The organism is Streptomyces sp. TS71-3 (assembly GCF_018327685.1).
In the GTDB taxonomy this organism is placed as follows: Bacteria; Actinomycetota; Actinomycetes; order Streptomycetales; family Streptomycetaceae; genus Streptomyces.
On the sequence record NZ_BNEL01000001.1, the window covers coordinates 4,106,937 to 4,122,377 of the forward strand.

Here is a 15,441-nt window from a genome sequence, read left to right on the forward strand (position 1 = left end):
TCAGGGTTTGCGCTCGCCCACCGGTGAGGCCAGTGCCTCGTCGACGCGCCTGCGCTGCTCCGGGGTGGCGGGCAGCTCCACGCGGTTGCGGTAGTACCAGGTGCTCAGGGCGGCGCGCAGCCGGCGGCGGCGCGGCGCCTCGGCGCCGGGAGCGGGCAGCGGGCGGGGCAGCTCGCGCACCAGGAAGCGGTACAGCAGCGACCCGGGCGGCGGCCGGTGGTCCTCGCTGATCCCGCCGTACACGCTCTGGCGCACGTAGCCGGTCTCCACGCCCTCCGACAGGACCCGGCGCTCGTGCGACTGGAGCGCCAGGCAGAGCCGTTTGGTGACGGCGAACGCGAGGACCGGCGCCACCACGACGCCGATCCGGAAGATCCAGGTGAGCGCGTTGACGGAGATCCTGAACGAGTAGGCGATCACGTCGTTGCCGCCGGCGAGCAGCAGGACGGCGTAGAACACGATCCCGGCCACGCCGAACGCGGTGCGCACCGGCCGGTCCCGGGGGCGGTCGCACAGATGGTGCTCCAGGCCGTCCCCCGTGATCCACTTCTCGAACAGCGGGTAGAGGAAGAGCACCATGAACAGCAGTCCCGGCAGCAGCACCGCGGGGATGAACACGTTCCACATCAGGGTGTGCCCGGCGAAGTCGTTCTCCCACGGCGGCATCAGCCGCAGGGAGCCCTCCAGGAAGCCGACGTACCAGTCCGGCTGGGAGCCGGTGGAGATCTGGTCGGCGACATAGGGGCCGTACACCCACACCGGGTTGATCTGGGCCACTCCGGCGAGCACCGCCAGCACGCCGAACACCATCATGAACAGGCCCGTGGACTTGGCCGTGAAGTGCGGGAAGAGCGGGGAGCCGACGACGTTCCTGTTGGTCCTGCCGCGCGATGCCCACTGCGTGTGCTTGAGGTACACCACGAGGATCAGGTGGGCGGCGATCAGTACCACCAGCAGCGCCGGCACCAGCAGCACGTGGGTGATGTAGAGCCGGGGGATGATGATGTGCCCCGGGAACTCCCCGCCCCAGGCGAGGAAGCCGAGGTAGGTGCCCACCACGGGGATCGAGGTGACGATCGTGTACGCGGTGCGCAGGCCGGTGCCGGAGAGCAGGTCGTCGGGGAGCGAGTAGCCGCAGAAGCCCTCCAGCAGGGCGAGCAGGAACAGCGTCACGCCGATGGTCCAGTTCCCCTCGCGGGGCCTGCGGAAGGCGCCGGTGAAGAAGATCCGCAGCATGTGGACGCCGATCGCGGAGAGGAACAGCAGCGCGGCCCAGTGGTGGATCTGGCGGATCAGCAGCCCGCCGCGCACGTCGAAGGAGATGTGCAGGGTCGTCGTGTACGCCTGCGTCATGAGCTGGCCGCGCAGCGGCAGATAGCCGCCCCGGTAGACCGTCTCGCGCATGCTCGGGTCGAAGAACAGCGTCAGGTAGACGCCCGTCAGCACCAGGACCACGAAGCTGTACAGCGCCAGCTCGCCCAGCAGGAAACTCCAGTGGTCCGGGAACGCCTTCCGCAGCAGCCCCGCGGTCTCGGCGGCGGGCAGCCTGCGGTCCAGCACCTCGAAGCCGGTGACCGCGGCGTCCCGCACCCGGGCCGGGGGTCTCGCCTCGCGCCGCCGCAGCAGCATGTGCCGTCCTCCGTCCCGTCCGCCCGTGCCCGCCACGCGGCATGGTTAACCCCTGCGGGGCCCGGCCAACCAGGGCGTTAGGCAGAACAGCGCACAGGCGCCTCGCGCTCGGGCCTCTCGCGGGGGTGCCTCCCGCGGGCGGGCCGTTCGGCGGCGGCCACCCCGCACGGCGGACCCGGCCCCGCGTCACGTGCGGTTGCCCCTGGGGCGGTCCGGCTGGTCGGGGGTGCCGTGCGGGGGCGGGCTGCCGGGCTCGGGGGAGGCGGCGGGCGAGGCCGGGGGAGCCCGCCCGAGGGTGGCGCACGCCGGGGGCGTGGACGGGGCGCCCGACGGCGTGCCCCGCGCCGCGACCGCCCCTACGCCACGCCCAGCGGATCGAGGATCATCGGCTCGACCTTGCCCTCGACCAGCGCCCCGAGCCCCAGCACCGCGCAGAGGTCCGGACGCTCGGCGATCCGCACCGGCATCCCCGTGGCGTCCCGCAGCGTCTGATCCAGGCCGGGCAGCAGCGCGCTCCCCCCGACCAGCATCACGCCCTGGTCGGCGAGGTCCGCCACCAGATCCGGCGGGCAGTCGCGCAGCACCCTGCCGATCCCGTCGAGCATCCCGACCAGCGGCGTCCGGACGGCGTCGCGGACCTCCGCCGTGTCCACGTGCACCGACCTGGGAAGCCCGGTGATCACGTCCCGGCCCTGGATCTCGGCCCACTCGGGCCCCGCCGGCGTCAGGCCGTTCCCCGACAGCGCCACGTGCAGCGGCCGCACCGACTGCGTCGCGAGCAGCAACTCGTGCCGCTGCCGCAGCAGCTGGACGATCGCGTTGTCGATGGCCTCGCCGCCGACCGGTACCCGCTCCGCGGTGACCACGGCACCGAGCGAGAGCACCGCGATCTGAGTGGTGGCCGCGCCGCACGCGAGGATCATGGTCGCCTCGGCGCGCTCCACGGGCAGCCCGCTGCCGACCGCCGCGGCGATCAGCGAGTCCACCAGCTCCACCCGGCGGGCGCCGAGGCCGAGCAGCGTCTCCGTCGCGGCCCGCCGTGCCAGCGGGTCCGCGTCGTGCGGGACGCAGACGGCGGCGCGCAGCCGCGGCTTGCGGCGCAGCGCCCGCCGCACCTTGTCGCCGAGCAGCGCCCGCAGCATCCGCCGGCCCACCTCGATGTCGACCACCGTGCCGCCGGAGATCGGCCGGACCACGCGGATGTAGCCGGGCGTCCGGCCCGTCATCTGCTCCGCGAGCTCGCCGACCGCGATCAGCGCCCCCGTCTTGGTGTTGACGGCGGCGGCGCTCGGCTGGTCGACGACGAGCCCGGAGCCCTTCACGAAGACCCGGGTCCTGGTGGCCCCTAGGTCGACGCCGATATGGCAGCGGCGGAGCTGCTCCAGGCCGGCACTGATGGTCATGGCGAATCCTCCCGAGAGCGCAAGACCGTGGCGGGCCAACGGACGGTGGCCCCGTCTTCGCATGGTGCGGGTAAAGGACAAAAGTCGCACTATGGGATGAGCCGGGTGGTGCGCCACCGCACGGGTGATCTTCGCCGGAAGGCCCCCGGACGGCCCCCTCCGCACCGCGCTCCGGACGTCCGGGGCTCGCGCCGGAGCCCCTTGCCGGAGCCCGTTGTTAGCATCCCGTGTGACCAGCACAGCCCCGAAGGAAGAAAAAGGCGGCGCCGAGCGCGACGCCGGTCCGATACCCGGCCCCTCTCCCGTCGTCCCCGCGGACACCACGCCGGCCGTCGTCCCCGCCGCCGAGCCACCGCCGCGGCCCCGGCGGCGCATCCTCGCCGACCTCACCCCGATGCGCGACTCCGCCGACTACCGGCGGCTGTGGATGGGGGACACCGTCTCCCGGCTCGGCCAGGCCATGACGGCCCTGGCGATCTCGCTCCAGGTGTACGACATCACCCACTCCAGCTTCTCCGTCGGCCTCGTGGGCCTCTTCACGCTCGTCCCGCTCGTCGTCTTCGGGCTCTACGGGGGAGCCATCGCGGACACCGTCGACCGCCGCAAGCTCGGTCTCCACTCGTCCCTCGGGCTCTGCGCGCTGTCGTTCATCCTCGCGGCGGACGCCATCGCCGGCTTCCAGCACGTGTGGTTCCTGTACGCGATCGTGGCGCTGCAAGCCGTCGGCTCGGCACTCAACGGCCCGGCCAGGGCGGCGATGGTGCCCCGCCTGCTGCCGGCCGACCAGCTGCCCGCCGCCAACGCCCTCGGATCCATGACCATGACGGCGGGCACCATGTTCGGGCCGATGCTCGGCGGTCTCGTGGTCGGGCTGTGGGGCTATCAGGCGGCGTACATCATCGACGCGGTGGCGTTCACCGCCTCGCTGTACGCGATGTGGCGGCTGCCCGCGATGCGGCCGGACCGCACGGAGGGCGCCGAGGGCAGGCAGCGGCGGGCGTCCGTCCTCGACGGGCTGCGCTTCCTCGCGACCCGCCCCAACATCCGCATGAACTTCTTCTCCGACATGTGCGCGATGGTGCTGGCCAGCCCGAAGGCGCTGTTCCCCGCGGTGGCCGTCCTCTGGTACGGCGGGGACGCCAGCACCACCGGCCTGCTGGTGGCGGCGCCCGCGGTGGGCGCGCTGGCGGGCTCGGTGTTCTCCGGCTGGCTGGGCCGGATGCGCCGGCACGGTCTGGTGATCCTGCTCTCGGTGGCCGGCTGGGGCGTCTCCGTCGCGGCCTTCGGCCTGACCCGGAGCCTGCCGCTCGGCCTGTTCTTCCTGGCGCTCGCCGGCTGCTCCGACACGTTCTCCATGGTGCTGCGCAACACGATGATGCAGGCGGCCAGCCCCGACGAGCTGCGCGGCCGGCTCCAGGGCGTCTTCATCGTCGTGGTCGCGGGCGGCCCCCGCCTCGGTGACTTCATCGCCGGCTCGGTGGGCGACCTCACCTCGCCCGCGGTCGCCATCACCGGCGGCGGCCTGCTGTGCGTGCTCGCCGTGGCGGCGCTGGGGCTGACCTGGCGGGGCTTCCTGCGCTACGACGCGCGGTACCCGCAGGCGTGAGGGTGCCCGGCTCCCCTGGGGCACCCCGTCCCACGGGCGCGCCCGGCCCCGTGGCGGTGGGGACCGGGCTCCCGAGCGACCGGGCTCCCGAGCGACCGGGCTCCCGAGCGGGATCGGCCGGCTTCGGCGCCGGTCAGACTCCGGCGTCCGAGGTGCGGCGGGGTTCCGGCGCCGGTGCCCGCTCGGGGACGGCGGGGGCCCGGCCGGACCGGTGCAGCGGTGCGAGGACGGCCAGCCCTCCCGCGAGGACGATGACGAAGAAGGCGCCGAACGCGACCGCGCCGGTCACCAGGCCCGACATCAGGCCGTGCGCGGTGGCCACGGCGCCGAGCGCGGGCGCGCCGATGCCCTGGGCGGCGTAGCCGGCGAGGTAGCCGCCGGACACCATGCTCGCCCGGTGGTGGGGCGCCGCGTACCTGCTGAAGACCATCAGCCCGCCCGCGAAGTCGAACGCGTAGGCGGCGCCCGCGACGGCCGAGGCGAGGAAGAAGATCCCCAGGGAGTGCACCGCACCCGTGAGGACGAAGAGCCACACCGCCCCGAGCGATCCCGCGGCCCCGAGGACCACGAGGAGCCACACGTGGATGCGCCGGGCCAGCAGCGCGAAGAGCGTGACGCAGGCCGCGAAGACCGACAGCAGGACGCCCGTGACCAGCGCGTTGGTGGAACCCGCCAGCTGCTGGGCGATCTTCGCCCCGAGCGGCAGGACGATCGCCCCGAGCAGGAAGGACGACGCGAAGGCGATCGCGCCGGCGGCGAAGACGCCCCGGCTGCCGCGGGGGATGGCGATCGGCCGGATGCGCCACCGCTCGGCGGTCTCGTCCGGGGTGTGGTGCGGCATCCGCGCCACGAGGCAGGCCACGGCGGCGATCGTGGCGGCCAGCACGTAGAAGTTCAGATGGATCGGGAAGGGGGCGTACTGGGTCAGTGCGCCGCCGACCACCATCGCCAGGCCGATGCCGAGCGCCGAGACGGCGGTGCTGACGCCGCCGGCGCGCTGCTCCTTGCCGGGGGCGCTGAACTCGACCATGGCCACGCTCGCGGGGCTGATGGAAAGGCCCACCCCGAGCCCCATGAAGGCCCGGCCGACCAGGAGCCACGCGACGTCGCCCGCCAGGGCGAAGAGCATCACGCCGGCGAACTCGGCGGCGAGCCCGAGCAGCATGGACGCCCGTCTGCCGATGTGGTCGGAGAGGTCTCCGAAGATGACGAGGACCGGTATCAGGGCGATCGGGTAGGCGGCGAAGATCCAGGTGACGGCCGTCGTCGAGACGCCCCAGTCGGCCTGGTAGAGCGGGTAGGTCATGGTCGGGGACGCGCTGGTCCACAACGCGAGGGCGACGACCGCGCCGGCGGTCCAGAAGCTGGCACGCGTTCCGAAGCGGGACGCGGGAGGCGCGGCAGGTGCGGAGGGCGCGGGAGGCGCGGGGGGTACGGAGGGCACGGAGGGCTCCAGGAAGTGGCATGGGGGTGCCGTCATCGGCTGAGTTTCAAAAAGCAACGTAGTCAATCTGGATATCAAAGCGCAACTCAACGCTAGACTCGTCCGTATGAAGAAGGTGCTCGGAAAGGACTCGACCTGCTCCATCGCGCGGAGCCTCGAAGTGTTCGGCGACAGCTGGAGCCTGCTGATCGTCCGCGAGGCGATGGTGGCGGGATCGACCCGCTTCCAGGAGTTCCGCGAGGCGCTGGGAATCGCGCCGAACATCCTGGCCAAGCGGATGGCGGCCCTGGTGGACGAGGGGCTGATGGAGCGGCGCGCCTACCAGGAGCCGGGGGTGCGGGCACGTGACGAGTACGTGCTCACCGAGGCCGGACGCAGCATGGCCCCCGTCATCGCGGCGCTGGCGGCCTGGGGGCGCACGTACCGCCCCCGGCCCGACGGCACCTCGCCGCGGTTCACGTCGGACGACTCGGGGACGGTCGCGCGGCTGGCCTTCGTGACCGAGGACGGCGACCGGGTGCCGCCGGCGCGGCTGACGGCACGGCGGTTCGAGGACCTCGTGGTCGACTGAGCGGTGCGGGCGGGGGCGCCGGGCCGGATCGCCGTAAGGGGTGGCCCCGCGCCGCCCAGCGCCCCGGCGCGAGGGTCCTCAGCGGCCCAGTGCCCGTTTCATGATCTTCCCCATGTCGTTGCGCGGCAGCGCCTCCAGGTAGCGCACCGTGCGGGGGCGCTTGTGGGGGGCGAGGCGGGCGCTGACGTGGTCGGCCAGCTCGCTGCCGGTCGGCGGGGCCGCGGAGTCCTCGGGCACCACCCAGGCGACCACGCGCTCGCCGAGGTCGTCGTCCGGCTCGCCGGTCACCGCCGCCTCGCGCACCCCGGGGTGCTCCAGGAGCGCGTTCTCGATCTCACCCGCGCCGATCTTGAATCCGCCACTCTTGATGAGGTCGGTGGCCTTGCGGCCCACGATCCGTACCGCGCCGTCCCGGTCGAGCACCGCCATGTCGCCGGTGCGGAACCAGCCGTCCGCGGTGAAGGCGTCCGCCGTGGCGTCCGGGCGGTTCAGGTAGCCGGTGAACAGGTTGGGGCCGCGTACCTGGATCTCCCCGACCTCCTCGGAGCCGGGGCCCTCCCCGGCACCGGGCCCGTTTCCGGCGCGCGTACCGCCCGCCGGGCCCTGGCCGGACGTCCCACCCGGGCCGCCGAGCGCCGCGCCCGCCTCGTCCACGAGGCGCAGCTCGACGCCGGGCAGGGGCACTCCGACGGTGCCGGGGCGGGGCTCGCCGCCCGGGAGCACGCTGGTGTTCATCAGGGTCTCCGTCATGCCGTACCGCTCGACGACCGCCCGTCCCGTGGCCGCCGTGATCCGCTCGTGGTCGTGCACCGGCAGCGCGGCCGAGCCGGACACCAGCAGCCGTGCGCCGGCGAGCGCCGAAGCGAGGGCCGGGTCGTCCGGCAGCGCCTCGGCGACGCGGTGGTACATGGTCGGCACCCCGAACATCATGGTGGCGCCGTCCGCCAGCTCCCGCGCCGCGCCCTCGGTGCTGAACCTGCCGAGGTGCCGCACCGAGCCGCCGCGCCGCAGCGGGCCCAGGACGCCGAGGATCAGGCCGTGCACGTGGAACAGCGGGAGCCCGTGCACCAGGACGTCGTCCGAGGTCCACTGCCATGCCTCGGCGAGCGCGTCCAGGGTCGCGGCGACCGCGCGGTGCGGGATGAGGACGCCCTTCGGCGGTCCCGTGGTGCCGGAGGTGTAGACGACGAACGCGGTGCTCTCGCTGCCCTCGTCGGCGGGTTCGCCCGGGAACGGCGCTACGGGGGCGCCCGGTTCCCCGCCCGGGCCGGCACCGCCGGCGAGTGCGGCGCCTCCATCCGCGGCGCCTCCATCCGCGCTGCCTTCGTCCGCGCCGTCCCCCTCGTCCGTGGACACGACGACGTCGGTGCGCGGCACGTCGGCCAGCACGTCCGGGAGCGGGTCGGCCGGCGGGGCGAGCAGCAGCGACGGCTCGCTGTCGGACAGGATGTGCCCCAGCTCGCCGGTGCCCGACCTCGGGTTCAACGGCACGACGGCAACGCCGGCCAGCAGCGCGCCCACCACGGCCACCGCCGTCTCCAGCGTGGGGGTGGCCCACACGGCGACCCGCTCCGCGCCCGCGAGGCGCGCGGCGACGTCCGCGGCGTTCGCGCGCAGGGTGCCGTACGTCAGCGAACGGTCGCCGAAACGCAGGGCAGGGCGGTCCGTCGCGCCGCTCAGTACGGCGGGCAGGAGTGCGCTCATGTGTGCCTTTCCGCGCGCGGCCCCCGTGCCGTCCGCCACGGTGCCGCGCCGCTGTGGGTGCGTCCTTCTCCGGCGGCAGCCAAGGTACGCGATGCACCCGAGGCGGCGTGGGGGCAGTGGGTTCCACGGCAGCCCGGGAGAGGAGGGGCGGTGGGGTTTCGCAGCCCGGCCCGCCCCTCCCGCCCGTGCCCTGCGCAGGGCACGGGCGGGAGGGGCGGCCAGACGATTGCTAGCCTGCGGTGAATGCGGGAAACCGCTGGTCCGAAGCCGGCCGCCAGGAGGACACCGTGACATCCGCCCGTAGCAGGATCGCGCTCGTCACGTGCCGGCCCCAGCCGGGCGTGCCGCTCGACCCGGACCTCCCGTGGCTGCACCGGGAACTGCTCGCCGCGGGCGCCGAGGCGCACGCCGTCTGCTGGGACGACCCGGCGATCGACTGGGCCTCCTACGACCTCGCGGTGATCCGCTCCACCTGGGACTACACCCTGCACACCGAGGCGTACACGGCCTGGGCCGACAGGTGCGGGGCGCTCACCAGGCTCGCCAATCCGGCACCGGTGGTCCGCTGGAACACCGACAAGCGCTACCTGGGCGACCTGGCCGCCGCCGGCGTACCGGTCGTGCCGACCCGGTACCTGGCGCCGGGGGACGGCGAGGCCCCCTGGCCCCCCGAGGACCCGGGCACGGGCGGCGGCCACGAGTACGTCATCAAGCCGACCGCCGGAGCGGGCGCCCGGCACGCCGCCCGGTACCGCGCCGGCGACCCGGAGGCCGCGGGCGCCGCCCGCCGGCACCTCGCCCAGCTGCACGTCCGCGGGGTGACCGCGATGGTGCAGCCGTACATGCGGGGGATCGACACCACGGGCGAGCGCGCCCTGCTGTTCTTCGGCGGAAGCCTGCTGCACGCCATCCGCAAGGGCGCCGTGCTCACCCCCGGCACCGCCCACGACGCCGTGAAGACCGCCCACCCGGACGCCCGCCCCTGGGAGCCCACCCGGGCCGAACTGGCCGCCGCCGAACGGGCGCTGGCCGCCGTCCCGGACGCACCCGAGCTGCTGTACGCGCGCGTGGACCTCGTCGACGGCGACGACGGCCGGCCGTGCGTGATGGAGCTGGAACTGGTCGAGCCGAACCTCTTCCTCCACCTCCACCCCGGCTCCGTGTCCACGGTGGTGGACGGCATCCTGAAGGCGGCGGCGAACGGGACGGGTTGACGGCCCGCGGCCCGCGGCCGGGGACCGGGCTGGGGGAGGGGCAGTAGGGGCCGGGTTGGGGAGATGGCAGCAGGGAGCCGGGCCGGCGGCCGGGAGGGCGAGGGCCGTGACCGGTTGGCGGCGTTCTATCCGGTCTCGTCGACCCGTTGCAGCAGCCCCCACGTGAAGTCCGCGACCCAACGTCGCGGGTCCCCGGCCGCGGGATCCCCGGCCGCGGGGTCCGCGTCCTGTCGCGCCGCGAACGCCAGCCGCCAGCGGGTGGGTGCCGTGCCCTCCATCGGGCGGGCCGGTGCGAAGGCGCGGGCCACCTCGTCGACGGTGCAGGACCACGGGCGCAGGTCGGCGGCCGTCTCCAGCCGGGGGCCGGTGGCACCCGGGGCGCGGACCAGCCACTCGTTCCACACCGCGCCGTTCGGGGCGAGCAGCACCTCGAAGCGGAGCGCCGGCCACAGCGGCACCGGCCAGAGCAGGGCCTCGCAGTCCAGGTCCCCGATCCGGCGCCGCTCGCGGACCTCGGGGGCACCCAGCACCGAACGGTAGCGCCCCACCGCGCTGCGCCCGCGGGGCGCGTGGAGCATCGCCTGCCAGCGGCGGTTCGCCTCCCGCATCTCGCTCAGCGAGACGCCCAGCTCGTGCCGGGCGTCCTCGACGAGGCCCGGCTGGTGGTCGGCCATCCTGCGGAGCAGCACGAGCTGGAAGTGGAGCGGGGTGAAGGGGGTGCCGGCCATCGCCCCATCATTCCCTTCGGCCCCGCGGCCGGGCGACGCGGCCCGGGTGGTGCGGGAAGCCGACACGCAGCAGGCCGGCCGCCGCGGCGGCGGCGAGGACCACGAGGGCGGCCAGGAGCAGCGCCTCGTGGTAGCCGTTCCGGAGAAGGGGCGTGACGACCAGGGGGCCGAGGATCTGGCCGACGGAGTAGCCGGCGGTGAGCAGCGCGACCGAGCGGGGGAAGCGCAGATGGGCCCCGGTGGCGAGGGCCAGGGTGCTGATGCCGATGAAGGTCCCGCCGAACAGGACCGCGGAGACCAGGGCCGGCGCGGCTCCGCCGACCAGGCCCGGCAGGGCGATGCCCACCGCTTGGACGACGAGCGCGACGCACAGCAGGCCGGGCCTCGACCAGCGGCGCCCCAGCCGGGCCCACAGCGCCGCGGACGGCACGGCCGCGAGCCCCACCAGCACCCACGCGCCGTTGCCCATCCAGCCGGGGGAGGTCTGCTCGATCGCCGCCACCAGGAAGGTGCCGGCGACGATGTAGCCGACGCCTTCGAGGGAGTAGGAGACGAACAGGGCACCGAACCAGCGGTGCGTGCGCGCCTTCGGCGCGGGGGACGGTGCCGTCTCGGGGGTCGCCGTTGCCGTTGCCGACGTTGCCCTGCGATGCGCCGGTATCGACGGGGCCGCCGCGGGGGCCGGTTCGGGGCGCAGGTTCCACGAGGCGGCGGCGAGGAGGCCGGCGAGCGCGGCCGCGGACCACCAGGCGGCCTGCCACCCGGCGAGCGAGCGCAGCACGAGGACGAGCAGGCCGGACAGCGCGATACCGGCACCCACTCCGCCGAAGGCCCAGCCGGGCAGGTGGGCCGGGTGGTCGCGCAGGTGGCCGAGGAGGGAACTGGCGGCGATGACGAAGATCAGCGCGCTCATCACCCCGGCCAGCAGCCGCAGCACGATCCAGACGGTGACGCTGTGCGTGAGGGGCATGGCGGCCAGGCTGGCGGCCAGCACGACCAGGGCGGTGCGCAGCAGCAGGGGCGAGCGGACCAGCGCGGGGGCCAGGCCGCCGGCGACCGCGCCGATCAGGTAGCCGGCATAGTTGGCGGTGGCCAGGTTCGCGCCGGCGCTCGCGGACAGGCCGGCCTGGGCGTGCATCAGGGGGAGGATGGGGGTGTAGACGAACCGGCCGACCCCCATGCCCGTCGCGAGCGCCGCGGCGGCCTGCGCGACATGCCTCCAGGGGGAGCGGAGCGGTGCGCCTGCCGGCGGGGCGCCCGCCTCGGGGGAGACCCCGGCTTCGGCGGCGACGCCTCCTTCGGCAGGTGACGGTCGCCGGATGCGCGCGCTCATGGTTGACGTCCTTCCGAGATGGCCGAGACGGCCGAGATGGGTCCTGCCCCTTGCGGGCGCTTCTCTGCTGCCGCCTGGCCGTGGTCGCTTGCGCCCGCGCGGCGGAGCCTCCCCCACTGCGTGGGAGGTATCCCAAGGACTCAGCTCCGCCCCCCCCCAGCGGGGCGCAGCCCCGCTTTTCAAGGGCGCGGGGCTGCGTCGATGTGCGGCTCCGCCGCGTGGGCGCGACCAGCCACGACGAGACCGTCGGGTCGTCACCGTCCCGAGAGGCTGGTTCTGTCGTGTCCGGACCACCTGCCGGTGGGTGGTTGCTCGCGCAGTTCCCCGCGCCCCTGGGGTGGGCCGGGGCGCAGCCCCGTCTGAAGAGCGCCGGGAACTGCTGGGCCCGGCCACGACCAGGGACGGTGAGCCCTCGGGGCTCAGGCCGACCTCCCGGTCGGCCCCGGGTCGTTCGGGTGGGGCTCCAGCGCGGTCACCGTGAACGTCATCCACGGGTGCAGCGGCAGCGTGCCGAGCACGTCACGGTGGAGCTCGTCCTCGTCCTCGGCGCGCCAGATGCCGAAGGTGCGCCGCACGCCGACCTGGCGCCACAGCCGGATCAGGTTGCCGGCGGCGGCCAGTTCCCGGGCGCGGACGGCCTCGGCGGCACGCCGCCGGTCGACCTCGTCCTGACCGGTGCCCTCGGGGACGGTGGTGGTGATCTCGACCAGGAACTCGCGCATGGTCTTCTGCTCTCTCCAGTCGGCCGGGCGCCCGCACGGGCCGGGGCGCCACAGGTGGTGAACGGCGGAACCGGCGGTCGCCGTAGCCGAGGAGGGCCCGTGACCGTCGTGAACGGGCCGGGGCCTTCGGGGCGGCTTCCGGCCGATCTCCATGGGTCCATCGTGGACCTGTCACGGGGGCAGCGGCCACGACCTGCTCTCTCGCTGGTAGGAGGCTCCGTCTACCACCGTCCTAGCATGGCAGGCGTGGAACTGCGCCAGCTCCGGTACTTCGTCACCGTGGCCGAGGAACTGAACTTCGGCAGGGCAGCCGAGCGCCTGCTGATCGCGGGCCCCTCCCTCTCGCAGCAGATCAAGGTGCTCGAACGCGACCTGGGGGTGCGGCTCTTCGACCGCGACCGCCGCTCGGTGACCCTCACCCCGGCCGGCGCCGCGCTGCTCCCGCACACCCGCGCACTGCTGGAGCGCGCCGACGACCTCCAGCGCCGCGCCGCCCGCCTGACCGGATCGGAGCCGGTACGCCTGGGATACGTCAACTGGCTCCCGGCGGACCTGGCCGCCCGCACCGCCGGGCTGGCCGAGCTGCGCGTCGACACGTGGGTCGCGCCCTCGCACACCCAGGCGGCCAGGGTCGCCGAGGGCGGCCTCGACCTCGCCGTGTGCCGGGTGCCGGCCGGGGACCTGGAACGGCTCGGCCTGGAAGCCCGGCTCATCGGTGCCGACCGGCTGCACGCCGTCGCCCCCGGGGCCGACACCGGCGACGTACACGCGCGCGACACCGTCGTCCTCATCGACGAGGACACCACCTCCTGGTCGTCCTGGAACGCGTACGCCGGGGAACTGGCCCGGGACACCGGCGCGCGGACCGTGCGCGTCCATGACGGCGGCATCACCGGGCCCGCGTTCTTCGAGCACGTCCGCCGCATCGGCCGCCCGGTCGTGAACTCGCCGAAGGGCCACTCGGCCCCGCTGCCGCCCGACCTCGTCCGGCGCCCCGTCGTGGCTCCGGAGATCCACTGGACCTGGTCCCTGGTCCGGCGCGCCGACGAGGTACGCGCCGGGGTCCTCGCCGTCTCCGACGCCCTCTGCGAAGGCGTCGGAGACCTCGGCATCCACGACGCGGACGCCTGGCTGCCCGGCAGCGACCCGCACCGGCGAGTCGACCGCGGACACCGGCACGACCACGGGCCGGATCCCGCCTCCTGAAGGTGCGGGGACTCGTGCACCGAGAGCGCCCCCGACTCCGAGCCCCGAGCACCGGGCATTGCCGCGAGCGGCGGGCGGCCCCTACGCTGTCGGGCGATTGTTCGTCATTCCGATCGCACGTTGAAATGTCGAACCGGTCGCATGTTGAAATGTCGAACCGCCGAGTCGACGAACCGCGCAAGGAGGGGGCCGGCGCCGATGGGACGCCTCGTACCCGCAGTCACCCGTGCTCTGGACATCCTGGAGCTCTTCCTCGACGGCGACGGCACGCTGTCCGCGCCGGAGATCGTGCGCAAGCTGCAGTTGCCGCGCACCACCGTGCACGAACTGGTCACCACGCTCGTCGCGCGCTCCTACCTCGTCCCGCTGCCGGACACGCCGGGCCGCTACCGCCTCGGTGTCCGCTCCTACCAGCTCGGCAGCCGGTACGCCGAGCAGCTGGACCTGGCGGCCGAGGGCCGGCAGGTGGCCCGGACGGTCGCCGAGACCTGCGACGAGACCGTGCACGTCGCCATCCTGGAGGACACGGACGTGATCTACATCGCCAAGGTCGACTCCACCCACGCGGTGCGGATGGTCTCCGCCGCCGGCCGCAGACTCCCCGCGCACTGCACCTCCGTCGGCAAGATGCTGCTGGCGTCGCTTCCCGAGGCCGAGCTGACCGCGCGCATACCCGACGGCACCCACCTGAGCGCCATGACGCCGAACAGCATCACGGACCCGGCCGTGCTGCGCACCGAGCTCGCGGAGATCCGCACCCGGGGCACCGCCGTCGAGAGCCGCGAGTCGAATCCGGACGTCAGCTGCGTGGCCGCACCGGTGCGCGACCGGTCGGGCCGGGTCGTGGCCGCCCTGTCGATCTCCGTGCCGATGAGCCGGTGGAGCGACGAGCGGCGCACCGAACTGGCGGGGCTGGCCGCCAAGGGCGCCGCCGACCTGTCCGAGCGTCTCGGGCACCGGGGGGTGTGAGCGGCATGGGAAGCGTCTTCGAGGTCGCCGTGCGCAGCGAGGCCGCGCTCGGCGAGGGGCCGACCTGGGACCCGGGCACCCGCCGGCTGATCTGGGTCGACATCCTCGGCGCCCGGATCCACGGCTACGACCCGGCCACCGGGCACCGCACCGTCCAGGCCACCGAGCAGCACGTGGGCGCCGCCAAGCCGCGCGCGGGCGGCGGCCTGGTGGTCAACCTCCGCGACGGAGTCGGCGTCTACGACCCGGCGGGCGAGGACGGCGGGCGGCCCGGGGCCTTCCGCTGGCTGCACCGCGCGCCCGTGCCCCGCGTGCGCGGGAACGACGCCGCCGTCGCGCCGGACGGCGCGCTGTGGGCGGGCACCATGGACTACGGCGAGTCGGAGGGCCGCGGCAGCCTCACCCGGATCGCGCCCGACGGCACCGCCACCACCGTCCTCGACGCCGTCACCGTCAGCAACGGCACCGGGTGGAGCCCCGACGGGCGGCTGATGTACTACGTGGACACCCCCACCCGCCGTATCGACGTCTTCGACTTCGACGTGGCGGCGGGCGGTGGCGAGCAGGTCAGCGGGCGGCGGGAGTTCGCCGCCGTCGAGAAGGGCGCGGGCTTCCCCGACGGGCTCACCGTCGACGCCGACGGCTGCGTGTGGGTGGCGCTGTGGGACGGTTCCGCGGTGCGCCGCTACACGCCGTCCGGGAAGCTGGACCGGGTGGTCGAGCTGCCGGTGCGGCGGCCCACCGCGCCCGCGTTCGGCGGCCCCGACCTCACCGACCTCTACATCACCACCGCCCGCACCGGGCTCACCGCCCCGCACCCGCTCTCCGGCTCGCTGCTGGTGGTACCGGACGCCGGCCGGGGCCTGCCGCAACCGCCGTTCGGGGGCTGATCCTCCGGGGCCTCCACCCCGG

Annotated in this window: 13 protein-coding genes; 6 read left to right on the forward strand and 7 right to left on the reverse strand. The window is 74.5% G+C overall.

Annotated features, from left to right (window positions below; translation table 11 throughout):
• Positions 1 to 1,629 carry a cytochrome bc complex cytochrome b subunit gene (locus tag Sm713_RS16520; protein WP_212910368.1) on the reverse strand — a complete coding sequence of 543 codons (1,629 nt, stop codon included), beginning with the start codon at positions 1,627 to 1,629 and terminating at the stop codon, positions 1 to 3.
• A gap of 356 nt (positions 1,630 to 1,985) precedes the next feature.
• Positions 1,986 to 3,032, reverse strand: a complete 1,047-nt coding sequence (locus tag Sm713_RS16525; RefSeq protein ID WP_212910369.1) for a rod shape-determining protein — start codon at positions 3,030 to 3,032, stop codon at positions 1,986 to 1,988.
• Positions 3,033 to 3,426: 394 nt separating this feature from the next.
• Here Sm713_RS16525 and Sm713_RS16530 point away from each other — a divergent pair, with 394 nt between their 5' ends.
• On the forward strand, positions 3,427 to 4,638 hold the full coding sequence (locus Sm713_RS16530) for an MFS transporter (RefSeq protein WP_212912052.1): 1,212 nt from the start codon (positions 3,427 to 3,429) through the stop codon (positions 4,636 to 4,638).
• A gap of 133 nt (positions 4,639 to 4,771) precedes the next feature.
• Here Sm713_RS16530 and Sm713_RS16535 read toward each other — a convergent pair whose 3' ends face one another.
• Entirely contained in the window at positions 4,772 to 6,118 is a 1,347-nt protein-coding gene (locus Sm713_RS16535) for an MFS transporter (protein ID WP_212910370.1), read from the reverse strand.
• A gap of 70 nt (positions 6,119 to 6,188) precedes the next feature.
• Between Sm713_RS16535 and Sm713_RS16540 the strand changes: the two genes are divergently transcribed.
• Positions 6,189 to 6,653, forward strand: a complete 465-nt coding sequence (locus Sm713_RS16540) for a helix-turn-helix domain-containing protein (RefSeq protein WP_212910371.1) — start codon at positions 6,189 to 6,191, stop codon at positions 6,651 to 6,653.
• 78 nt (positions 6,654 to 6,731) lie between these two features.
• Here the strand turns inward: Sm713_RS16540 and Sm713_RS16545 are convergent, their stop codons facing one another.
• Complete coding sequence (locus Sm713_RS16545; protein WP_212910372.1) at positions 6,732 to 8,357, reverse strand: acyl-CoA synthetase; 1,626 nt, start codon at positions 8,355 to 8,357, stop codon at positions 6,732 to 6,734.
• A gap of 287 nt (positions 8,358 to 8,644) precedes the next feature.
• On the opposite strand from Sm713_RS16545, the gene Sm713_RS16550 reads away from it, so the two are divergent.
• On the forward strand, positions 8,645 to 9,571 hold the full coding sequence (locus Sm713_RS16550; protein ID WP_212910373.1) for a hypothetical protein: 927 nt from the start codon (positions 8,645 to 8,647) through the stop codon (positions 9,569 to 9,571).
• A gap of 125 nt (positions 9,572 to 9,696) precedes the next feature.
• Here Sm713_RS16550 and Sm713_RS16555 read toward each other — a convergent pair whose 3' ends face one another.
• The 3 genes from Sm713_RS16555 to Sm713_RS16565 form a co-directional block, all read right to left on the reverse strand.
• A complete protein-coding gene (locus Sm713_RS16555; protein ID WP_212910374.1) occupies positions 9,697 to 10,299 on the reverse strand; it encodes a hypothetical protein in 603 nt (200 codons plus the stop codon).
• Positions 10,300 to 10,306: 7 nt separating this feature from the next.
• Positions 10,307 to 11,479, reverse strand: a complete 1,173-nt coding sequence (locus tag Sm713_RS16560; RefSeq protein WP_212912053.1) for a YbfB/YjiJ family MFS transporter — start codon at positions 11,477 to 11,479, stop codon at positions 10,307 to 10,309.
• A 572-nt stretch (positions 11,480 to 12,051) separates the two neighbouring features.
• Positions 12,052 to 12,354, reverse strand: a complete 303-nt coding sequence (locus Sm713_RS16565) for a muconolactone Delta-isomerase family protein (protein WP_212910375.1) — start codon at positions 12,352 to 12,354, stop codon at positions 12,052 to 12,054.
• Between the two features lie 237 nt (positions 12,355 to 12,591).
• Here Sm713_RS16565 and Sm713_RS16570 point away from each other — a divergent pair, with 237 nt between their 5' ends.
• The 3 genes from Sm713_RS16570 to Sm713_RS16580 all read left to right on the forward strand — a co-directional run bounded on the left by Sm713_RS16570 (position 12,592) and on the right by Sm713_RS16580 (position 15,419).
• Positions 12,592 to 13,560 (forward strand): LysR family transcriptional regulator, encoded by a 969-nt coding sequence (locus Sm713_RS16570; RefSeq protein WP_283249779.1) that lies wholly within the window; start codon positions 12,592 to 12,594, stop codon positions 13,558 to 13,560.
• A 198-nt stretch (positions 13,561 to 13,758) separates the two neighbouring features.
• Positions 13,759 to 14,529 carry an IclR family transcriptional regulator gene (locus Sm713_RS16575; protein ID WP_212910376.1) on the forward strand — a complete coding sequence of 257 codons (771 nt, stop codon included), beginning with the start codon at positions 13,759 to 13,761 and terminating at the stop codon, positions 14,527 to 14,529.
• A 5-nt stretch (positions 14,530 to 14,534) separates the two neighbouring features.
• On the forward strand, positions 14,535 to 15,419 hold the full coding sequence (locus Sm713_RS16580) for an SMP-30/gluconolactonase/LRE family protein (protein ID WP_212910377.1): 885 nt from the start codon (positions 14,535 to 14,537) through the stop codon (positions 15,417 to 15,419).
• Positions 15,420 to 15,441: the final 22 nt, after the last annotated feature.

Coding starts and splice junctions, on each gene's coding strand:
- Sm713_RS16540 (WP_212910371.1), top strand. CDS start 6,189: ATGAAGAAGGTGCTCGGAAAGGACTCGACCTGCTCCATCGCGCGGAGC.
- Sm713_RS16525 (WP_212910369.1), bottom strand. CDS start 3,032: ATGACCATCAGTGCCGGCCTGGAGCAGCTCCGCCGCTGCCATATCGGC.
- Sm713_RS16570 (WP_283249779.1), top strand. CDS start 12,592: ATGGCAGGCGTGGAACTGCGCCAGCTCCGGTACTTCGTCACCGTGGCC.
- Sm713_RS16575 (WP_212910376.1), top strand. CDS start 13,759: ATGGGACGCCTCGTACCCGCAGTCACCCGTGCTCTGGACATCCTGGAG.
- Sm713_RS16565 (WP_212910375.1), bottom strand. CDS start 12,354: ATGCGCGAGTTCCTGGTCGAGATCACCACCACCGTCCCCGAGGGCACC.
- Sm713_RS16535 (WP_212910370.1), bottom strand. CDS start 6,118: ATGACGGCACCCCCATGCCACTTCCTGGAGCCCTCCGTGCCCTCCGTA.
- Sm713_RS16555 (WP_212910374.1), bottom strand. CDS start 10,299: ATGGCCGGCACCCCCTTCACCCCGCTCCACTTCCAGCTCGTGCTGCTC.
- Sm713_RS16545 (WP_212910372.1), bottom strand. CDS start 8,357: ATGAGCGCACTCCTGCCCGCCGTACTGAGCGGCGCGACGGACCGCCCT.
- Sm713_RS16530 (WP_212912052.1), top strand. CDS start 3,427: ATGCGCGACTCCGCCGACTACCGGCGGCTGTGGATGGGGGACACCGTC.
- Sm713_RS16520 (WP_212910368.1), bottom strand. CDS start 1,629: ATGCTGCTGCGGCGGCGCGAGGCGAGACCCCCGGCCCGGGTGCGGGAC.
- Sm713_RS16580 (WP_212910377.1), top strand. CDS start 14,535: ATGGGAAGCGTCTTCGAGGTCGCCGTGCGCAGCGAGGCCGCGCTCGGC.
- Sm713_RS16560 (WP_212912053.1), bottom strand. CDS start 11,479: ATGGGGGTCGGCCGGTTCGTCTACACCCCCATCCTCCCCCTGATGCAC.